The following is a 3,838-nucleotide window of genomic DNA, read 5'->3' as shown; positions in this document are numbered from 1 at the left end:
CTTGCCAAGTTAGTTCAAAGAAATATTACAGTGAGTATTCTCACAAAAAATCTTACGGCAAGTACTATGGCTCCAAGTCTAAAAAACCGAGTTATAAGGAATATAGTTACAAGAGTAAGAGAAGCTGCGATCGCTACTGGGGTTAGCAGCTAATACCCAAGGAAGCGGAGCTCTCTATGAGCTACCGCTACCTTATAGTATTAGCACCTAACTGATTATTCCATCTACGAGCTAAACAGTTTTTTTGTTTCTGGAGTTAATGTTGCGATGCACTCACTTAGTTGGCTCTGTCTGTACTTAATACTCTTACTTGCATCACTTACCGCTTGCGATAACTCGCAACAAGAAATACAGGATTCCGCGTCACCCAGTTCATTACAGTTTGTCGTTCCAGGTGACAACCCCGGCCTCGACCAATTAGTTGTCGCTTCCGGCACCCTCAAGCCTGTCGGGGAAGTCGAAGTTGGCTCCGAGGTGTCCGGCCGCATCACCGAGCTGTTGGTTGATTTCAACGATGTCGTTCAACAAGGTCAAATCATTGCCCGCATAGACTCGGAATTCTTTGAAGCGCAGCTTAGACAAGCCAAAGCAACACTGCTAAATGCCAAGGCCACCGTAGAAATGCGAAAAGCATCTCTACGTCAGTCTTCGCGATCACTGGAGAGGATCAGAATCCTCAACAAGAAAAATGTCGCCTCCGAGAATCTTTTGGACGAAGCCGAAACCGAAGTATGGGTAGCTCGGGCAGAACTTGACCGGGCGAAAGCCTTTGTCAGAAGCCATGAAGCCGCCCTGGAAGAAGCCAAAGTTACGCTATCACGTACCGCAATACGCGCCCCGATCGACGGTGTAGTCATCTCTCGCGAGGTTATGAGTGGACAAACTGTTGCCGCTAGTCTCGAAGCACCCAAGTTATTCAAAATAGCCCGTACCCTCGGTGAAATGGAAATCCACGCAAGAGTCGATGAGGCAGATATTGGCCAGCTCCAGGTTGGACAGCAGGCGATATTCACGGTTCCGGCATACGGAGAGCAACGCTTTAGTGCCAAGGTCATACAAATACGGGTTTCACCGAAAATTATCGATAACGTAGTGACCTATACGGTTGTTTTATTAGCTGAAAACCAGGGGGACTCACTGCTCCCCGGAATGACAGCTGTTGTTGAGATAGCCGCAGGCCAAGCTGCCAACAATGAAGTCGACAGATACTCATCAAGGATTGAGCAACCCTCATCCGTGACGAGCCGATAACGTATGGAGCGGAAACTCAAAATCATAGTTTGGAATTGATGGCAATGAGCTACTGGCTATATCTGACCAATGCATTGAGAACTATATACCGACATCGCCTTCGAAGCTTTCTGACGATACTGGGCATTATGATTGGTGTGGCGGCGGTCGTTACCGTAATCGGCGTCGGTGCAGGCAGTCAACACCAAGTACTACAGCGCGTGGAAAGCCTGGGAGCCAATCTGCTGTTTATCGAACCAGGCGTAATGGAAACAGGCGGTGTACAGCTAGAAAAGAAATTTCCCACGCTGACTGTCCAGGATATCGAAGCCGTGCGCCAGTTTGTACCTAACGTGTTAACCGCAGCTCCATCAGTATATGCCGACGCCCGTGTGATCTATGGGGCACAAAATTGGATCAGTCGGATCCAGGGTACAACCCGAGACTATTTCCCGATTAGAGGCTGGGAGATTGCACAAGGACGCATGTTCACAGAACGAGAAGAGGTACGGGCAAAAAAAGTGGCGATACTGGGAGAAACCGTTTCCCGGGAACTGTTCGGCATGGGGCACGCCATCGGTAAAACAATACGTATCGGTAAAACTCCATTCAAAGTGGTCGGTGTCCTAAAACGAAAGGGGCAGGCCCCCGGAGGTGCAGATCAGGACGACAAAGTACTGATTCCTCTCGACACAGCCAGGCTTCGCATCATCGGCCTGAGCAAAACCCGCCCGGGGGCCATTCACTATGCTCACATCCGTTTAGACGATCCGGGTCAGATAAACCAGACCATAGAAGATATCCAGATTGTATTAAGGCGCCAACATCACATTCCGATGACCCATCCTGACGATTTCGTAATCAACGACCTGACCGCAATCCAAGAAAGCATGGCTGAAGCCACAAAATCGCTCACGTTCTGGCTGGCATCGGTAGCAGCCATATCACTGGTAGTAGGAGGCATCAGCATCATGAATGTCATGTTGGTAGCAGTGCGAGAAAGAACAGAAGAAATTGGTCTGCGACGAGCCGTAGGGGCAACCAACAAGGATATTAGAAACCAGTTTCTCATTGAGGCGACTTGCCTCACTACTATCGGCGGACTATCAGGGCTAGCACTGGGCTTGGGGTTAGTAGTTCTGATTGCACGCTTGCGTGACTTCCCGGTAATGATTACACCAGGCGCTCTCATTCTGGCACTCGGTTCAGCTGCAGCAGTGGGCATTGTTTCCGGACTATACCCTGCCCTGCTGGCATCTCGGCTAGATCCCATTCGCGCCCTCAAACGGGAGTAGAGAATTGAACACGACCGAAGCATCACCTTCATTAGTTGCACTAGACGCTGTAAGCAGAACATATCGGATGGGCAAAACGGATGTGACAGCCCTGCATTCCGTCTCTCTGTCAATCTGCTCAGGGGAGTACATCGCAATTACCGGCACATCCGGCTCGGGCAAATCAACTCTGCTACAAATTATCGGATGCCTGGACAGCCCTACCGCAGGTCGCTACGCCTTGAATGGAACTCGAGTGGACGAGCTATCAGACAATGAACTTTCTCATGTCCGTAATACCCAGATAGGTTTTGTCTTTCAGGCCTTCCACCTAATGCCGCAGCTTAACGTCATGGAGAACATTGAGCTGCCCCTACTCTATAGGAGACTCACCAACAAACAGCGAATGGTGAGAGTTAACGAGGCACTGGGTAAAGTGGGACTTAACAAACGAGGATTGCACAAGCCACACGAGTTATCCGGTGGCGAACGACAAAGAGTGGCTATTGCCCGGGCACTTGTAGGCGCCCCATCAATAGTGCTGGCAGATGAGCCAACAGGAAATCTAGACCAAAAGACCGGTGATGAAATAATGCACACTATTGAATATCTCAATGCAGAGGGAGTTACAATCTTGATGGTTACGCACGACCTAGAGAAAGCCAAGCGAGCAACCCGGCTTATCGAAATGAAAGATGGTCGAATTCTGTAGAACAGTGAACATATACGTTTCATTTTCAGTGAGTTGTTGATAATTCTTAGCTTTACATTCTTGGCCGAAGTGAAGAGTAATGATTGTCACAACTCACTGTTTTCATATCATTGTGTCGCACTTACTTTTTGAATCTAAACCGTATTATCATCCAGCAAGGCTGATACAAAATCCGGCGATCGTAGCCGCCATCAAGTTTGAAAGCGTACCCGCAGCCACAGCCTTGATGCCCATACGGGCGATATCATGACGGCGGCTAGGTGCAATCCCACCCAAACCACCAAGAAGAATCGCAATTGATGACAGATTGGCAAAACCACAAAGTGCAAATGAGATAATTGCAGTTGTCTTTTCGGTCATGACTTCACCAGTAGCAGGAACAACCTTAGCCTCCTCCCCTAGATAGGGAACGAAATTAACGTAGGCTACAAATTCGTTCACTATGGTCTTTTGACCAATAAAAGAACCAGCCAGTGTGGCTTCTTCCCAAGGAACACCAATTAGGAAAGCCAGGGGTGCCAGTAACCAGCCAAGAATTAATTCCAGGCTTAGCTGCTCATAACCGAACCAGCCGCCAATACCACCAAAAATTCCGTTAATAAGTGCAATAAGCCCAATAAAT

General features: G+C 48.7%; 4 protein-coding genes. 3 read left to right on the top strand and 1 reads right to left on the bottom strand.

Annotated elements, in window-relative coordinates; translation table 11 throughout:
• The first annotated feature begins 267 nt into the window (after window positions 1–267).
• From MHN01_RS19565 to MHN01_RS19555, 3 genes are all read left to right on the top strand, one after another.
• Entirely contained in the window at window positions 268–1,251 is a 984-nt protein-coding gene (locus MHN01_RS19565; RefSeq protein ID WP_239412885.1) for an efflux RND transporter periplasmic adaptor subunit, read from the top strand.
• A 44-nt stretch (window positions 1,252–1,295) separates the two neighbouring features.
• Entirely contained in the window at window positions 1,296–2,525 is a 1,230-nt protein-coding gene (locus MHN01_RS19560) for an ABC transporter permease (RefSeq protein WP_239412884.1), read from the top strand.
• A 67-nt stretch (window positions 2,526–2,592) separates the two neighbouring features.
• On the top strand, window positions 2,593–3,216 hold the full coding sequence (locus MHN01_RS19555; RefSeq protein WP_239412886.1) for an ABC transporter ATP-binding protein: 624 nt from the start codon (window positions 2,593–2,595) through the stop codon (window positions 3,214–3,216).
• Window positions 3,217–3,363: 147 nt separating this feature from the next.
• Here MHN01_RS19555 and MHN01_RS19550 read toward each other — a convergent pair.
• Window positions 3,364–3,838 (bottom strand): nucleoside transporter C-terminal domain-containing protein (locus MHN01_RS19550; protein WP_304622877.1); only part of this gene is annotated, 475 nt, incomplete at its 5' end.

It is taken from the genome of Photobacterium sp. OFAV2-7 (assembly GCF_022347985.1).
Lineage (GTDB): Bacteria > Pseudomonadota > Gammaproteobacteria > Enterobacterales > Vibrionaceae > Photobacterium.
The sequence above is the reverse complement of the archived record's forward strand: the minus strand, read 5'-3'. Positions and strand labels throughout refer to the sequence as shown.

Bases quoted from the DNA above. Each gene is read 5' to 3' on its own strand.
- MHN01_RS19565 (WP_239412885.1), top strand. From the start codon at position 268: ATGCACTCACTTAGTTGGCTCTGTCTGTACTTAATACTCTTACTTGCA.
- MHN01_RS19560 (WP_239412884.1), top strand. From the start codon at position 1,296: ATGAGCTACTGGCTATATCTGACCAATGCATTGAGAACTATATACCGA.
- MHN01_RS19555 (WP_239412886.1), top strand. From the start codon at position 2,593: ATGGGCAAAACGGATGTGACAGCCCTGCATTCCGTCTCTCTGTCAATC.